At 65.3% G+C, this 14,134-nt stretch carries 12 protein-coding genes and 4 pseudogenes; 9 read left to right on the top strand and 7 right to left on the bottom strand.

The window, feature by feature from the left end:
• Window positions 1–23: 23 nt before the first annotated feature.
• Window positions 24–1,250, bottom strand: a complete 1,227-nt coding sequence (locus OL599_RS17760) for an energy transducer TonB (protein ID WP_264715196.1) — start codon at window positions 1,248–1,250, stop codon at window positions 24–26.
• 599 nt (window positions 1,251–1,849) lie between these two features.
• Here OL599_RS17760 and OL599_RS17755 point away from each other — a divergent pair.
• From OL599_RS17755 to terL, 3 genes are read left to right on the top strand one after another with little or no spacing between them, the layout of a single operon-like run.
• Window positions 1,850–3,244: a site-specific DNA-methyltransferase gene (locus tag OL599_RS17755; RefSeq protein ID WP_264715195.1), complete on the top strand. Its 1,395-nt coding sequence runs from the start codon at window positions 1,850–1,852 to the stop codon at window positions 3,242–3,244.
• Window positions 3,237–3,626 carry a DUF5681 domain-containing protein gene (locus OL599_RS17750; protein ID WP_264715194.1) on the top strand — a complete coding sequence of 130 codons (390 nt, stop codon included), beginning with the start codon at window positions 3,237–3,239 and terminating at the stop codon, window positions 3,624–3,626. The genes OL599_RS17755 and OL599_RS17750 overlap by 8 nt, the downstream gene beginning before the upstream one ends.
• On the top strand, window positions 3,619–5,076 hold the full coding sequence (terL, locus tag OL599_RS17745) for a phage terminase large subunit (RefSeq protein ID WP_264715193.1): 1,458 nt from the start codon (window positions 3,619–3,621) through the stop codon (window positions 5,074–5,076). Before OL599_RS17750 ends, terL begins: the two co-directional genes overlap by 8 nt.
• 172 nt (window positions 5,077–5,248) lie before the next feature.
• Here terL and OL599_RS17740 read toward each other — a convergent pair whose 3' ends face one another.
• Both OL599_RS17740 and OL599_RS17735 read right to left on the bottom strand, forming a co-directional pair.
• Window positions 5,249–6,052, bottom strand: a complete 804-nt coding sequence (locus OL599_RS17740; protein ID WP_264715192.1) for a transposase — start codon at window positions 6,050–6,052, stop codon at window positions 5,249–5,251.
• Window positions 6,053–6,391: 339 nt separating this feature from the next.
• A pseudogene (locus tag OL599_RS17735) lies at window positions 6,392–6,946 on the bottom strand (IS110 family transposase); the annotation flags it as partial.
• 115 nt (window positions 6,947–7,061) lie between these two features.
• On the opposite strand from OL599_RS17735, the pseudogene OL599_RS17730 reads away from it, so the two are divergent.
• Together OL599_RS17730 and OL599_RS17725 are read left to right on the top strand one after the other, a co-directional pair.
• Window positions 7,062–7,274, top strand: a pseudogene (locus OL599_RS17730) (DDE-type integrase/transposase/recombinase); the annotation flags it as partial.
• A 131-nt stretch (window positions 7,275–7,405) separates the two neighbouring features.
• Window positions 7,406–8,005 (top strand): annotated as a pseudogene (locus OL599_RS17725) (DDE-type integrase/transposase/recombinase); the annotation flags it as partial.
• Here the strand turns inward: OL599_RS17725 and OL599_RS17720 are convergent.
• Window positions 8,002–8,451: a hypothetical protein gene (locus tag OL599_RS17720; protein WP_264715191.1), complete on the bottom strand. Its 450-nt coding sequence runs from the start codon at window positions 8,449–8,451 to the stop codon at window positions 8,002–8,004. The pseudogene OL599_RS17725 and the gene OL599_RS17720 overlap by 4 nt on opposite strands.
• A 31-nt stretch (window positions 8,452–8,482) precedes the next feature.
• Window positions 8,483–8,815, bottom strand: coding sequence for a hypothetical protein (locus OL599_RS17715; RefSeq protein WP_264715190.1), 333 nt, complete (start codon window positions 8,813–8,815; stop codon window positions 8,483–8,485).
• Between the two features lie 686 nt (window positions 8,816–9,501).
• On the opposite strand from OL599_RS17715, the gene OL599_RS17710 reads away from it, so the two are divergent.
• The 3 genes from OL599_RS17710 (at window position 9,502) to OL599_RS17700 (ending at window position 12,998) form a co-directional block, all read left to right on the top strand.
• The gene (locus tag OL599_RS17710; protein ID WP_264715265.1) at window positions 9,502–9,933 is read left to right on the top strand and encodes a transposase; all 432 of its coding nucleotides are present in this window, start codon (window positions 9,502–9,504) and stop codon (window positions 9,931–9,933) included.
• A gap of 330 nt (window positions 9,934–10,263) precedes the next feature.
• Entirely contained in the window at window positions 10,264–10,659 is a 396-nt protein-coding gene (locus OL599_RS17705; RefSeq protein ID WP_264715189.1) for a hypothetical protein, read from the top strand.
• On the top strand, window positions 10,650–12,998 hold the full coding sequence (locus tag OL599_RS17700; RefSeq protein WP_264715188.1) for a S8 family serine peptidase: 2,349 nt from the start codon (window positions 10,650–10,652) through the stop codon (window positions 12,996–12,998). Before OL599_RS17705 ends, OL599_RS17700 begins: the two co-directional genes overlap by 10 nt.
• Before the next feature lie 122 nt (window positions 12,999–13,120).
• Here OL599_RS17700 and OL599_RS17695 read toward each other — a convergent pair whose 3' ends face one another.
• Window positions 13,121–13,552 carry a transposase gene (locus OL599_RS17695; RefSeq protein WP_264715264.1) on the bottom strand — a complete coding sequence of 144 codons (432 nt, stop codon included), beginning with the start codon at window positions 13,550–13,552 and terminating at the stop codon, window positions 13,121–13,123.
• A gap of 125 nt (window positions 13,553–13,677) precedes the next feature.
• Here OL599_RS17695 and OL599_RS26075 point away from each other — a divergent pair.
• Window positions 13,678–13,860, top strand: a pseudogene (locus tag OL599_RS26075) (IS110 family transposase); the annotation flags it as partial.
• A 63-nt stretch (window positions 13,861–13,923) separates the two neighbouring features.
• Here OL599_RS26075 and OL599_RS17685 read toward each other — a convergent pair.
• A partial coding sequence (locus OL599_RS17685) for a transposase (RefSeq protein ID WP_264715187.1) occupies window positions 13,924–14,134 on the bottom strand: 211 nt, incomplete at its 5' end.

Here is a 14,134-nt window from a genome sequence, read left to right as displayed (position 1 = left end):
CAAGCGGAAGGCCGCCCCGCGGTTCACCGGCGGACCAGGATGTAATGGATGGTGATGTCGATGTCCGCCCGCGGCTCCGGCGTTGCCAGCGGGAACGGCGGCAGCGTCTGGTTACGGAATTGTGCGAGCGCCCCCATGTCCAGCCATTGCGACCCGGAACGGCCCACGAGTTCCACCGACTTCACTCGTCCGCTGCGTTCCACGACCAGGCGCACCTGCACGACCCCGTCCTCGCCGTTCGTCAGCGCCTGGGTCGGGTAGTAGCGGTGCCGGATCCACCATTCATAGAGGGCACGCTCCCAGTCATCACCAAGCTGCGCCCCCTGCACATGGATCGCGGAGTTTACATCACCCGAGGAACGCGGCGGCTCCCCGCGCGAGTTGCGGGCCGCCGGGCCGAGCGACATGTCGATGGCCCCGGAATTGCGCCCACCCGTCCGGCGCGGCGGGTCCACCGGAGGCGCCGGCCGAGCTGCGAGCGGATTGTCGGCCCAGGCGAACCGGAATGGCGTGGCGATGCTTCCATCCCCGCCCGTGGTCCGCGGAGCAGCGCGCTGCGGCACAGGCGCGGGGCGTGCCGGCGTCGGAATGGGCGGTGTCGGAACGGCCCAGGCTGGCGCGGGCGGCGCCGCCCGCGGCTCGAACGACGGCACGGCCGGACTCGCCATGGCGAGCTCTTCGGGGGGGGCTTCGAGCCGCACCACGGCCGAAGGTGATGTCGCCGCCGGGGCCTCCACGGCCGGCGCCGGCGGCGGAGGCGGTGCCGGCGTCTCGATCGGGGGCGCGGGCAGTGGTGGCGACTCGATGGCGGCAGTTGCGGGCGCCGTCACGGCGGGTGCAGGCGGCGGGGCCTCCGAAACCGGAGGCGAGGGCGGTACGGGCGCCTCCGCAGGGGGTACCGGCGGCGTCGGCTCTGCCACCGGCTCATCCGGCCTTGCGGCCTCACGATCGACGGTTGCCAGTTTCGGCTCTGGCGCCGGGGGGGCATCGGCATTGAGCTCGCCCGGCGGCGCCTGCACGATTTCGATCACGCCGGACGACGTGGCGCTGTCCAGCGGTGCCGAGGGGCGTGGAGCAACGAGGAACAGCAGCACGACCGCCAGATGCAGCAGCAGCGAGACCAGCAGCATCGGCCCGATCAGGCGCCGCCACCGCCGCGGCCGCGCCAGGGGCCGGGGGGCGCCGGCAAAGCCGGGCATACCTGCCCAGGCCGCCACCGGAGCGGCCCGGATTTGGTCGATCGGGGTCATCGGCGCGGTGACGGAAAACGGTTCATGGCAGCGGCCCGGAGCGCAAGCGAGCCCCAGAGATGGGCCATCGGACCAGTGCCGACAACCCGGCGAAGCCGCGCGTGGGGAACGGGAATCTGGCGGAGGGCGCAGTCAGGGGCGAACCCGTCTCTGGAGGAGTTACCCTGTTCGGCAGGGACAATGCAGGGAATGGCGCAGGGATGCGGCGCCTGTCGGGCCGCGTGCGGCGCAGAAAGGCCAGCTTCGGTGCCGGCATGCCGCCCCATTTCCCTACCCCGCCGAACAGGGAAGCGACCACCGCCATCAGGGAGCAATCTGGCCGGCTCAGGGAACCGATCACGGAGCGGCCCCATTCTCATTGCGAGATACCATTGACACCGGCTCCGATCCTAAGATAGAGGCTCAGGCATCGGCCGGTGGGTACTCCACGCGGCAGCTCCGAGCAGCAGCAGCATCACGCAGCAGCAGCTCATCAACGGTCCGGCTTGAGGCGATCTCAGGCAGGCGTTGGTGATTTGCGGCTGCGCGTTTGATGTCGCTCGACCGGCTCCCACCGCCGCTCCCGATTCGATCGGAGCGGCACCGCAAGGAGCCGTACTATGACTATTCCTGTCCGCACGCGCCGCCGCCCAGGTGGCCCGTCTGACGCCGCGCCGGGGTCGCCTGACCTGCTGTCGCTGGCGATCCAATACCGCCCGGTGGCCGAGCTAAAGCCGGCCGCCCGCAACGCCCGCAAGCACTCGCGACAGCAACTCCAGCAGATCGCGGCCAGCATCCGCCAGTTCGGCTTCGTGAACCCAATCCTGGTCGACGCCGAGGGCCAAGTGGTCGCCGGCCACGGACGGCTCGAGGCGGCCAAGACGCTCAAGATCCAAGAGGTGCCGACCGTGAGCCTGGTCCACCTCAGCGAGGCCCAGCTCCGTGCGTACCGGTTGGCGGACAATCGCCTGGCCGAGCTGGCCGGCTGGGACCAGGAGCTGCTGGCCCTGGAGCTCGGCGAGCTGGCCGGCATGGAGCTCGACTTCGAGCTCGAGATCACCGGCTTCGCGACCGCCGACCTCGATCGGCTGCTGGCTGCCAGTGACGGCCCGATGGGAGCTGACGAGGACGCGGTTCCGGAGCCGCAGGCGCGCGCGGTCTCCCGGCTGGGCGATCTCTGGTTGCTCGGGCCCCACCGCCTGCTCTGCGCCGACGCCCGGCAGCAGGTCTCGTACCAGCACCTGCTGGGCGGCGAGCCGGCGCAGCTGGTCTTCACCGACCCGCCCTACAACGTGCAGATCCAGGGCCACGTCTCTGGCCTCGGTAAGGTGCGCCACCGCGAGTTCGCCATGGCGTCCGGCGAGATGAGCGAGGCGGACTTCACCGAGTTCCTGGCGACGCTGTTCGCCCACCTGACCGCCGCCTCGGCCGACGGCGCCATCCACTTCATCTGCATGGACTGGCGGCACATGTATGAGGCGCTGGCGGCCGGCCGCCGGGCCTACACCGAGCTGAAAAACCTCTGCGTCTGGAACAAGGACAACGGGGGCATGGGGACTTTCTACCGCTCGAAGCACGAGCTGGTCTTCGTGTTCAAGAACGGTGCGACGCCACACATCAACACCTTCGGCTTGGGCGAGGGCGGGCGCTACCGCACCAACGTGTGGGACTACGCCGGCGCCAACACTTTCCGGCGCGGCCGCGCCGAGGAGCTGGCCATGCATCCGACCGTGAAGCCGGTGGCGCTGGTCATGGACGCGATCAAGGACTGTTCGCGGCGCGGTGGCAGCGTGCTCGACCCCTTCGGCGGCAGTGGCACCACCCTGATCGCCGCGGAGCGGACTGGCCGGCACGGCCGTCTGCTGGAGATCGATCCGCTCTACGTGGATGTCACGCTCCGCCGCTGGGAGGCGCTGACCGGCGAGGCGGCGCGCCATGGCGAGACCGGCCAGAGCTTCGGTGCCGTGGCGAGCGAGCGGCTCGCCGCCGAGGCGAAGGAGGTGCGTCATGGCTGAGCGGGACTATGCGGTGGGCCGCGGCAGGCCGCCGCGGCACACCCAGTTCAAGAAGGGCCAGTCCGGCAACCCCGCCGGCCGGCCCAAGGGAGCGCGCAATCTCCGGGCCGAGATGTTGCAAGAACTGCTGAGCGACGTCACCGCCCGGGAGAACGGGCGGTCGATCAAGGTCAGCAAGACCCGGTTGATTGCCAAGGCGCTGATTGCCAAGGCCGCCGCCGGCGACATGAAGGCGGCGGCCCTGCTGCTTGATCTCATGCTCAAGCTGGACCGGATGGAACAACCAGCGCCGGAACAGGACAACGACGCATTAGAGCCGGAGGACGCAGCGATCGTCGCCGAGTGGCGGCAGCACATCCGTAAGGGAGGGTCCGATGAGTGACCGCCGCTCCCTGCTGCGGGCCCTGCTGCGGCAGGACCTGCCTTCCTTCACGGCCAAGTGCTTTGCCACCTTGGAGGCGGGCCGACCGTTCCACGGCAACTGGCACATCCGGCATATCGGCTGGCAGTTGAGCCGGGTGGCGAGCGGCGAGGTCAAGCGCCTCGCCCTCACCATCCCGCCGCGGCATCTGAAGTCGATCTGCGTCACCGTCGCCTACACCGCCTGGGCGGTGGGCCACGCCCCCAGCCTGAAGGTGATCACCGTCAGCTACGCCGACGAGCTGGCGAAGCTGCACGCGGCGGCCTTCCGCACCGTCGTCGAGAGCGACTGGTACCGGGCGCTGTTCCCCGCCTACCGGATCAGCCGAGCCACACAGACCGAGGTCGAGACCACCGCGGGCGGCATCCGCTACGCCGGCTCGGTCGGCGGCTCGATCCTCGGCCGCGGCGCCGACTTGATTGTGGTGGACGACCCGATCAAGGCGCAAGCGGCACTCTCGGCCGCCGAGCGGCGCAAGGTGAAGGAGTTCTACGACAACACCCTGTACACCCACCTCAACGACAAGGGCCGGGGCGCGATCGTCATCGTCATGCAGCGGCTGCACCAGGACGACCTGGTGGGCCATGTACTCGGCCAGGAGCCCTGGGAACTGGCCGCCATCCCGGCGATCGAGACCGAGGACCGGAGCTACCGGCTGGGCCCCGAGCCGGGAGAGATGCACCACCGCCGGGTCGGCGAGGTCATCGACTGCCGGCGGGAGGACCGGGCGGTGCTGGACCAGCTCCGCCGCACCCTGGGCAGCATGAACTTCGCCGCTCAGTACCAGCAGGATCCGGTGCCGCCGGACGGCAACGCCATCCGCCGGGAGTGGCTACGTTTCTACGACACGCTGCCATCCCAGCTCGATCTGGTGGTGGTCAGCTGGGACACCGCCTCCACGCTCGGCGAGGCCAGCGACTGGTCGGTCAGCACCGTCTGGGGGCTGCGCGGCAGCGACATCTTCCTGCTCGACGTCGTGCGCGGCCGCTTCGAGGTGCCGGAACTGCGACGGCGGATCGAGGCGACCACCCAGCGCTATGGGGCCGATGCCACCCTGGTCGAGGAGACCGACATCGGCCGGGCGGTGGTGCAGGAGATGCGGCAGAGCAGTCCTGTGCGGCCCATCCTCTGGCGGCCGCTGCTCGACAAGGAGGCGCGGCTGTTGGCACAGGCGCCGAAGTTCGAGGCCGGCCAGGTGCTGCTGCCGCGGGAGGCGCCGTGGCTGGCCGAGTATGCCTCGGAACTGTTGGCCTTCCCGAACGGCACGCACGATGACCAGGTGGACAGCACCTCACAGGCGCTGAACTGGCTGTCGCGGCGGATCGCCATTGGCACCCCGCCGGCTCGCCCGAACCCCAGGCGGCCGACGGGCCCCGTACGTAGGGCCAGCGGCGAGGCCAAGGAGGGATAATTGGCGATCAACTGCGGATCGAACGGTTCTGTCACTTTCATGCCATAGAGTATCGGACGACGCCGTTTCGGTGCGTATGATCCGAGGTTATGCGGCGTCGAGGATTGCGAGGCTGACAATCGGCCTGGAACCGGGGCTCTGACTCAATCTCGGTGCAGGTTGGCGTTGTAGATCATGCGGGCACGATGAGGCGTGCGCGGAGAAGATCGAGACCCGCACGGCCATACATTTGGCGTTTGACGAGTTTTAGCTTGGTGATCTGCCCTTCAGTCTGGCCGTTCGACCACGGCTCGGACAGGGCGGCCTTCACCGCCGCAGCATCCACCTTGATGCCTCTGCCGAATGTGCCGAGCAGGCTCCGCTCGGTCTCGGCCACCCACGGCGACAGCGCCTCGATGCCGCGAGCTCGGAACAGACGATGAAAGCGGTCCAACAGGTCGCGCGCCGTGGCGAGTGCGGGCACTGCGGTCTCGATGGCGGCGACGGTGACCGCGTCGGCTTTGGACAAATGCTCGCGTTGGGTCGTCATCAACCGGCTGAGCCGGCGCGCAGATGGAATCTTGCGGGCCAGTTTCAGTCCGGCTGCCTCGCAGCGCCGCCGTCGGGTGGCCCACTCCGTCACGACCCGCAGGCTGCCCCTAAACCCAGTCGCACGTAGCCGGCGCCACAACTCGGCACCCTTGCGGCAGCCGGCCGTCCACTCGGTGTCGAGCCTGGCAAGATGCGGCTCCAGGGTCGTCATGCGGCTGCGAAACACGTCGCCGCCCACGCCGCGGAGCACGCTGCGGACCAGCTTGCGGCTGCGGCCGGTGAACCGCACGATCTCCTTGATCGACATGCCTTTGTTGGCCGGATCCTTGACGATCTGGTTGTCGTCCTGCTGTCGCAGAAAGCCGTTGTATTGGATGCGCTCGACACACGTCAGCAGCGCCGGGTTGATGATGGTCGATCCAAGGGCCTGGCGAATGGCCCGCATCGATCGTCGTACTGTCCGGCGTCAGCGCCCATGAGACAGATAGGGCTGGTTGAGTAGCGGAGGATTTCTGGCTCATCGCAACCCCCAGGAAAGTGAAGATGAGCCAGAATTCTCTGCTCCCACCGCCAAAGCCCCAGCCGAGCAGGTGTTACGCGACATCCGCCGCGCCACCCGCAAGCACCATTCGGCGCGGCAGCTTCCACTCCCTCGTGGACCTCCAAGCCGCCATCAACCGCTACCTCGACGAACACAACGCCGATCCAAAACCCTTCGTCTGGACCGCGACCCCCGCCGCCATACTCACCAAGCTCGGTGAATGCTCCGTGTGAGTCACTGCACTAGCAGCGCGTCAGCAACCACGGTCAGGGTCGCGCGCCCCTCCACCAGCTCGCTGATCCGGGCGGCGAAGCTGCGCCGCGTGGTCGGTCCGACCTTCAGGCCGAAACCTCGCAACACTCCGCGGAGGCTCAACTCCACATCGAGATATTTCGCTTGCAGTAACTTGCGTGCGGTCAGCAGCACTCTCGTCTTCTGCGCCGAAACCGACTTGCAGTGCACGGGGCGGAACCACCCCAGCCGCATTAGTTGGGCAATACCGCGCGCGTCCTTGCGGTCGGTCTTGACTGGCATCGCCCTGAACGCATCCCGCACGTGCCGGGTCTCCAGCAGCTCAACGGCCAGCTCGGCGTCGTGCATCGCGGTGTACAGCCACTGCGATAACGGCCCGGCCTCCAGCCCGACCCGTGCCAGCTTGAGACCGAGTTTGCCGAACCAGGCGATCAGCGCCTCAGGCTCGCTCGCCACCTTGGCCTCACGCACGACCTTACCTGTGGCGTCGACCACGCACACGCTGCTCTGTTCCAGCGAGACGTCAATCCCAGCATAATGCTCCACTGTCGTCCTCCAATGATACTGAAGGCCGGCCCGCGCCCAGCCTCGTTGTCGACACCACCAGTTTGAGGGGCGACCACCTCCGGCGCCTACATCAGCGGCCGGCCCGTTACACCATCTCGAGGCGCACGACCTGATCACCAGCCCGGCCTTCATCGTGGTCAAGGCCGCCGACGAGTTCCACAGCAAGACAACCGCCCCGAACCAGCTCTGGCAGACCGACTTCACCGACCTGAAGGTCATCGGCTGGGGCTGGTTCTATCTCTCCACCGTGCTGGACGACTTCTCTCGCTATGTCATCGCCTGGAAGCTCTGCACCACCATGGCGGCGTGACTCAAACCAAATAGCCTCCGGCAAACCCGGCGCGGTTCACCGCTTAACGTCCACAGCACCTGAGCCAAGCCTCCGTTCGAAATCGCGCTCCACCGTCTCAAACCATTCGACGACGGACATCCGAGCTCGAAGGTAACAAGCCCGCGAAGAAGAAGTTCAAAGCCTATCCGATCGGCTATTTCCACATTGATATCGCCGAGCTTCAGACCGCCGATGGCAAGCTCTACCTCTTCGTGGCCATCGATCGCACGTCCAAGTTCGCCTTCGCCGAACTCCATGAGAAGGCCGGCAAGATGGTGGCCGCCCAGTTCCTGCGCAACCTCATCGCCGCCGTGCCCTATGCCATTCACACCGTACTCACCGACAATGGTGTCCAGTTCACCAATCGCGCCTCCGACCGGTATGCCTTCCAGCACATCTTCGACCGGGTCTGCGACGAGAACGGCATCGAGCACAGGCTGACAAAGGTCAAACATCCCTGGACGAATGGTCAGGTCGAACGGATGAACCGCACCATCAAGGATGCCACCGTTAAGCGCTTCCACTACGACGATCACGAACAGCTTCGGCGGCACCTCGCCGACTTCGTCTCAGCCTACAACTTCGCCCGAAGGCTCAAGACTCTGAAGGGCCTCACCCCTTATGAGTTCATCTGCAAATGCTGGACAAAAGAGGCCCAACGATTCAGGCTCGATCCAACCCATCAAATGCCGGGACCAAACACCTAGCCGATCGCCGCCGCGCGATAGCGTTCGCTCGGCGTTGCAGTTTCCGTCACGACCTGTGGGCAGCGCAGGCAGGCGGCGCGGCCCTCCTGGGCGTGCCAGCGGCAGGTCGGACGGATGGTGCAGGGCGGCAGCGCGTCGACGACGGGGTCGAGCATCGTGGCGATCCGGGTCGCGAGCTGGCAGTTCGCCCCGTCGAAGTGGCGGCAGCCGCGCTCGTCGCAGCGTGCGGCGAACCGGAACACCTCCGTCGGCTTGACCGAGCCGGCCATCGCCAGCACGTCGTCGGACACCGGCAGCTTATCCACCAGGTAGGACAGCCGTGGCGCGTCCGGGCTGCCCTCCACCACGCCCAGCACGGTGGCCGCTTGCATGTCCGGCTGGGCGCTCGGGCACAGCTTCGCCGGTCCGGGCAGGGCATGTCCGCCCGGGTGAGTTTCGCCGGTCATCCGCGCCTCCTCTCGCGCAGGTCCGCCGCTGCTATTCCGCGGTGAAGCTGATGCTGGGGTCGGGAATGAAACCGCAGATGATGTGGCCGCCATGCGCCAGCACCGCGGGCTGCAGATGCGGCGCGCTGGCACCCAGCGCTTCCTGCAGATGGCCGCCCTGTACCGCATCGGTGATCTGCTGTGCGATCGTCTGGGCTTCCGGCAGCGCCATCTCCTCGCGCAACCAGCGGCCCATGATCAGACTGAAATCGATACGGAACTCCGGTTGCACCTTCTCGCGGTGCTTTTCCATCTTCTGCACCGCGGTCCCCACCGCGCCGGCGAGCTTGTGGATGGAAATCGTGTTCGCGCGTGTCTTGGGCATGTCGTCTGTCCCCTCGCTGGCGCCTTGTGACGCTGATTACGGGCAGCCAAACACGAATTCGCGATCATGCCCGGCCAGACTTCATAGTTCATGAATCTATCTGTTCCGTAGCGAGACGACCTTGGCCGTTTCGCGATCCGACAGGCAAATGAACTCCGCGTGTCGCGGCCGGCCCACGGTGTCACACGTTGGTGAGGCGCAGGCCCTCGCTATGCCCGCGGCAGCGGGAAGCGCAGCGTCAGGCGGTTGCGGTCGCCAACGCGCGCATAGCCGATATCCGGGCAGAAATGGTGCAGCAGTTTCAGGCCGTGCCCGCCAACCCTGGCTTCGAGGGCTCTGGAGCAAACGGCGCGATCAGATCGGCTATGCTGGCGTCTGAACCTGGTGGTGGTCGGCAATGGGCAAGCTGAAGGGGATTGAAGAGCTGTTTGCTGGTCGCCACTTTGACCGCGAGGTCATTATCCTGTGCGTGCGCTGGTATCTGCGCTTCAAGCTCAGCTTCCGCAATGTGGTGGAGATGATGGCCGAATGCGGCCTGTCAATTGTGCACACCACCATCATGCGCTGGTTACAACGCTATGCGCCCGAGTTCGAGCGGTGCTGGAACCGGTTCGCGCGGGCGGCCGGGCCTTCGTGGCGCGTCGATGAGACCTACGTGAGGATCCGAGGCGAGTGGGTCTACCTGTCTGTACCCGTCGGTCGATCGCGAGGGCAAGACCGTGGATTTTCGCCTGACTGCCAGGCGCGACGTTGCGGCAGCCAAGGCGCTCTTTCGCAAGGCGATCAAAGCCCAAGGATGCGCGCCACGGACGATCACGCTGGACGGTTACGCGGCGTCGCACCGCGCTGTACGCGAGATGAAAGCCGACGGAACGCTACCCGACGACACGAAGCTGCGCTCGTCAAAATATCTGAACAACGTGATCGAGCAGGATCACCGCGGCGTCAAGTTGCGGCTTGGCCCGATGCTCGGTTTCAAGCGGTTCAGGAATTCCGCGGTCACAATCGTCGGCATTGAGCTCCTTCGCCGGATCCAAAAGGATCAGTTCAATCTCAGCAGATTGCGCCTCAAAGGCCGAAGTGCGCCTGCCGTCTGGAACGCAGTGCTGGCATCATGATAAGCGCGCCACCGGCGGGGAATTGCGTGCGCCGAAAGATAGTTTGCACCACAACCCGATTCGGTCTCATCTGTCTCATCTGTCAAATTCGCGCCATTCGAGCGTTCTGGCCATTATTGTTGTTGTGAACTGACCGGATTCGAGGTTATTAACGCATAAGTCGTGACGTTCTTGCCGTCTATCTCGGGAATATCGATCAAAGCGCCACCTGGTCCAGCCCGGTGCGCGCAATGGGGTGAGTCACCCCATTCGCAGCATATACCCTCTAGCTAACCAGGATCAGCCTCCTTGCGTCGACGAGGTGACTCGCGAAATAGGGAGTGAAATCGAATGGCAGCCAACGAAGAATTGTTCACGCGCGAGTTGCAACATGGCCTCGGCGTCATGATGACGCTGGATGCCACCCGGCTGCTGCTTGCGTTCAAGCAGGCACACGACGCCAGTGACGTCTCCGAGCGAATCAGGCCTCTGGCGCTGGTCCTCGAGGAGGAGATCGCTAAGCCACCCGCCGACGGCGCTCGACTGCCAGAACGCGATGTCGTGAACCACACGCCAAAGCGCTTCTGGTCCCGGACGGTCGACGGGCGGGCACTGGCGGAAGCGGACATCCGCCGGATCCTCAGCACGCTAAGGGAGTTCCTGGCGTGGGTCGGTCCGGTTTACCGGCTGGCCGGCACAGCAGACCGGGGCGGATTGCTCTGTCCGCTCCCTAAAACGTGTTGCTGATCCGGTTCGCCACAACTGACGGGAGGGAAAAGGCCGGCGGTGTGTTCCAGCGCTTCCACATGACGGAAGTGACAGAGAAATCGCGATATCTCCAGCCCTACTCCTATTTCGTGTTGGCCAATCCCGAAACCCAATCCGCCTATCTCGCCAGATCGTCCGTGCTCTCGGCGTTAAAGGAGGTTGTGCTCGAAGCTCGCTTCGAAAACATGCCGCTGCTCAAGCCGCTGACGGTGGTACCGAACGACCCTCTGTTCGCACAGCAATGGGACATGACGCGTATCGGCGCCGGCGACCCTGGTGCAACAGGCTGGGATCTTTCGACCGGCGCAGCCGGGGTCGTGGTCTGCGTGCTCGACCAAGGTTGCGACCTCGCCCATCCGGATTTGAGCTTCTCGGCCCCCGGCATCAATCTCGGGACGATGCTTCCGGACGGCTCACCGACCGGCAACCATGGCACCGCTTGTGCCGGGATCGTCGCGGCGCGTTTCAACAACGCGCTCGGCGTGGCAGGCGTGGCTGGGAGCTGCCAGATCCTTCCCGTGGCGTTCCAGAACTGGACCGATGCAGAGGCGGCGGCGGGCATCAACTACGCGGCCGACAACGGCGCCAGAGTCATCAGCATGAGCTTTGGTGAATACTTGCCGGGCGAGGGCTCGCCGGCGAACTGGGATTTCACGATTATCGATCCTGCTATCGCTCACGCGCACAACGATCGCGACGTCGTCCTCTGTGCCGCCACTGGCAACGAGAACATTGGCACGCATAACCGCTACCCGGCCCGCCATCCGCTGGTGATCGCGTGCGGCGCGTCCGATGAGGCGGACAACCGCAAGAGCCCCACCAGCCCCGATGGGGAGGGCTGGTGGGGCTCTAACTACGGCGTGGACACATATCTTGGCCAGACGACCGCGGTCTCCGTCGTTGCGCCGGGCGTGCACATCCCTACGACTGACAGGGAGGGCGCGGACGGATACAACCCCGCACCCGGCGTTGCGGGTGACTATTTCCTGACGTTCAATGGGACGTCCTCGGCAACCCCACACGTGGCCGGGCTCGCCGCCGTGGTCCGCAGCCTCAATCCCGCGCTGACCAACGATCAGGTGCGCGCCATAGTCGAGCGCACGGCGGACAAGGTCGGAGTGGTCCCCTACGCGGAAGTGCCAGGCTTCCCGGACGGCTCGCGAAACCAGGAGATGGGCTACGGCCGCATCAACCTCTACCGCGCGCTCGACTTCGCCGACGTTCTCATCAAGGACTATCCAGCCGATAACGGCGTCGAGCCGTCAACGCCGCCTGGCGGGGATTTCTGGGACTTCTCCGACATGGTCGTACGCATCACTGACGACAACGTGTTCGCGCCGGACGATCCACTACGATCAAGCAACGTAGAACGCGGACAGACCAATTACATTTACGTGCGGGTGACTAACAATGGACCGAACGAAGCGCGCAACGTCGTCGTGAACTGCCGCATAACGCCGTTCGTTGGGCTCCAGTTCGTCTACCCGTCGGATTGGGCGGCGATCGATGCAACCCACGTCAGCCCTGCGCCAGTGGTCAATACCTTCTCTACCATTCCCTCGGGCGGCACGGCCATGACAAAGTTCACCATCTCTGCGGCGCAGACCGAGTATCTGTGGGGGTGGGTCACGAGCCACCCTTGGCACCCCTGCATGCTGGCATCCGTCACTGCCGATAATGACTATGCTTTCGCCAGCGCGATGTTCACCGGCGACCCGCAGTCGTTGCTCAAGAATAACCTCGCACAGCGCAACCTGTCGGTGATCGACGTGCTGGCGGGCGCCACACTCGCCTGGCCAATGGTCGCCGGCAACCGTGCCGATACCGAACGGATAATGGAGCTCGTCTTCCAACGCGACGGACCTGCACCTACGAAACTATTGCTCGAGCTGGACGGCGACGGCAGTGCGTTTCCCCGGCTTGACTTCGATACGGCCGACGTCGTCGGCGAGGAAGATGAGGACGCGATGATCTTCCTCGAAAGCACGCGGCTCGAAGTCACATTCGGCTGTTGCCGGGGTGTGCTGACGTTGGCAAAGGGTTCGCGCTTTGCGTGCCTGCAGCAGGCTAGGATAGGCAAGGTGGAGGTGATGGGCGGCGAGGTTGTCCTGCGAGGCGGCAAGCGGTATGTCGATATCCAGAGCGATCGCACCGTGGTGCGGATAGAGAAGGCGCCGAACCGCATATATCCGCTGGTCCTTCACGCCACGATCCCGGCCGAGGCTGTCTCGAAGCAGCAGTACCGTGTCCGCGTCTCGCAACGTAACACGGGTGGCAGCACCGTCGGTGGCGCTGGCGTCGTTTACGTTGTCCGATAAGGCAAAGAGACGCTCACGAACGGTTGTGTCAGCTTTCGCGCCTGTTGATTGGGGTGCCGTCGCGAGGGTTGTGGTGCAAACTATCTTTCGGCGCACGCAATTCCCCGCCGGTGGCGCGCTTATCATGATGCCAGCACTGCGTTCCAGACGGCAGGCGCACTTCGGCCTTTGAGGCGCAATCTGCTGAGATTGAACTGATCCTTTTGGATCCGGCGAAGGAGCTCAATGCCGACGATTGTGACCGCGGAATTCCTGAACCGCTTGAAACCGAGCATCGGGCCAAGCCGCAACTTGACGCCGCGGTGATCCTGCTCGATCACGTTGTTCAGATATTTTGACGAGCGCAGCTTCGTGTCGTCGGGTAGCGTTCCGTCGGCTTTCATCTCGCGTACAGCGCGGTGCGACGCCGCGTAACCGTCCAGCGTGATCGTCCGTGGCGCGCATCCTTGGGCTTTGATCGCCTTGCGAAAGAACGCCTTGGCTGCCGCAACGTCGCGCCTGGCAGTCAGGCGAAAATCCACGGTCTTGCCCTCGCGATCGACCGACGGGTACAGACAGGTAGACCCACTCGCCTCGGATCCTCACGTAGGTCTCATCGGTTCTGATGGGGTGGACGCCCCCCGACGGCGTCGGTGTGCCAAAGTGGAGGTGTTGATGACACCACTTGTGGGAGGCGTCCGTGGCAGAGGTTAGCACGATCGGGTTGGACATCGCGAAGCAAGCGTTTCAGGCTCATGGGGCTGACGCTTCGGGGCGGGTTGTGTTCCGAAGGAGGATCATCCGGGCCAATCTGACGGAGTTCTTTTCGTCCCAGCCCCGGTGCCTGGTGGCATTGGAGGCCTGTGGCGGGGCGCATTACTGGGGCGGCTGTGATTCGGCGTGGAAAAAGGGCTCTTCCGCACATTCGGTGCAGACGGTTGCTGGGTCATGCGGTGCATAGCCGAGCTCGCAGCAGATCGAGCTTGGCACGGCCATACATCTGCCGCTTGATCAGCTTGAGTTTGGTGATCTGTCCTTCGGTTTGCCCGTTTGACCACGGCTGAGTGACCGCGGCACCAATTGCCTGCCGTTCGGCGGCAATACCGGCAGCAAAAGACGAGAGCAGACTCCCCGCTGCGTCGCTGATCCAGCTGTCC

The sequence above is a fragment of the Limobrevibacterium gyesilva genome, from assembly GCF_025989185.1.
GTDB classification, from domain to species: Bacteria; Pseudomonadota; Alphaproteobacteria; order Acetobacterales; family Acetobacteraceae; genus Limobrevibacterium; species Limobrevibacterium gyesilva.
The sequence above is the reverse complement of the archived record's forward strand: the minus strand, read 5'-3'. Positions and strand labels throughout refer to the sequence as shown.